The sequence below is a fragment of the Paucibacter sp. XJ19-41 genome (assembly GCF_028462495.1).
GTDB lineage: Bacteria > Pseudomonadota > Gammaproteobacteria > Burkholderiales > Burkholderiaceae_C > Roseateles_E.
On the sequence record NZ_JAQOWX010000265.1, the window covers coordinates 1 to 1358 of the forward strand.

The window sequence follows — 1358 nt, forward strand, 5'->3', positions numbered from 1 at the left end:
TGTCAGGGAAGAAACGCTCTGGGCTAATACCCTGGGGTAATGACGGTACCTGAAGAATAAGCACCGGCTAACTACGTGCCAGCAGCCGCGGTAATACGTAGGGTGCAAGCGTTAATCGGAATTACTGGGCGTAAAGCGTGCGCAGGCGGTTATGCAAGACAGATGTGAAATCCCCGGGCTCAACCTGGGAACTGCATTTGTGACTGCATGGCTAGAGTCCGGTAGTGGGGGATGGAATTCCGCGTGTAGCAGTGAAATGCGTAGATAGGCGGAGGAACACCGATGGCGAAGGCAATCCCCTGGACCTGTTCTGACGCTCATGCACGAAAGCGTGGGGAGCAAACAGGATTAGAGACCCTGGTAGTCCACGCCCTAAACGATGTCAACTGGATGTTGGGAGGGTTTCTTCTCAGTAACGTAGCTAACGCGAGAAGTTGACCGCCTGGGGAGTACGGCCGCAAGGTTGAAACTCAAAGAAATTGACGGGGACCCGCACAAGCGGTGGATGATGTGGTTTAATTCGATGCAACGCGAAAAACCTTACCTACCCTTGACATGTCAGAGATCCCGAAGAGATTTGGGAGTGCTCGAAAGAGAATCTGAACACAGGTGCTGCATGGCCGTCGTCAGCTCGTGTCGTGAGATGTTGGGTTAAGTCCCGCAACGAGCGCAACCCTTGTCATTAGTTGCTACGAAAGGGCACTCTAATGAGACTGCCGGTGACAAACCGGAGGAAGGTGGGGATGACGTCAGGTCATCATGGCCCTTATGGGTAGGGCTACACACGTCATACAATGGCCGGTACAGAGGGCTGCCAACCCGCGAGGGGGAGCTAATCCCAGAAAACCGGTCGTAGTCCGGATCGTAGTCTGCAACTCGACTGCGTGAAGTCGGAATCGCTAGTAATCGCGGATCAGCTTGCCGCGGTGAATACGTTCCCGGGTCTTGTACACACCGCCCGTCACACCATGGGAGCGGGTTCTGCCAGAAGTAGTTAGCCTAACCGCAAGGAGGGCGATNGTGCGGCTGGATCACCTCCTTTCTAGAAGAGATCGAGCCACGGTTGAGTCACTAGTGACTGAGCATGAGCGAGATCCACATGACTCATTTTTAAGCGCCCACACTTATCGGCTGTAATTCAACTGCAAGAGTGAATAAAGCGTGAGCCTGCCGAGCTGGCCTGGTCAGTGACGTTGTCAGCAGACAAGGGCAAGCGAGATTGAGGGGCAGGTCAAGCGCAAGAACGCGTGGGTCTGTAGCTCAGTCGGTTAGAGCACCGTCTTGATAAGGCGGGGGTCGCTGGTTCGAATCCAGCCAGACCCACCACGGAAGTTAAATTCCCGGGGGATTAGCTCAGC

Annotated in this window: 1 tRNA gene and 1 rRNA gene; both read left to right on the forward strand. The window is 54.7% G+C overall.

The annotated features are described in order from the left end of the window. Positions 1-1096: ribosomal RNA gene (locus PO768_RS28845) — 16S ribosomal RNA — on the forward strand; the annotation flags it as partial. Between the two features lie 153 nt (positions 1097-1249). Next, a tRNA-Ile gene (locus PO768_RS28850) sits at positions 1250-1326 on the forward strand. The last annotated feature ends 32 nt before the right edge of the window (positions 1327-1358 follow it).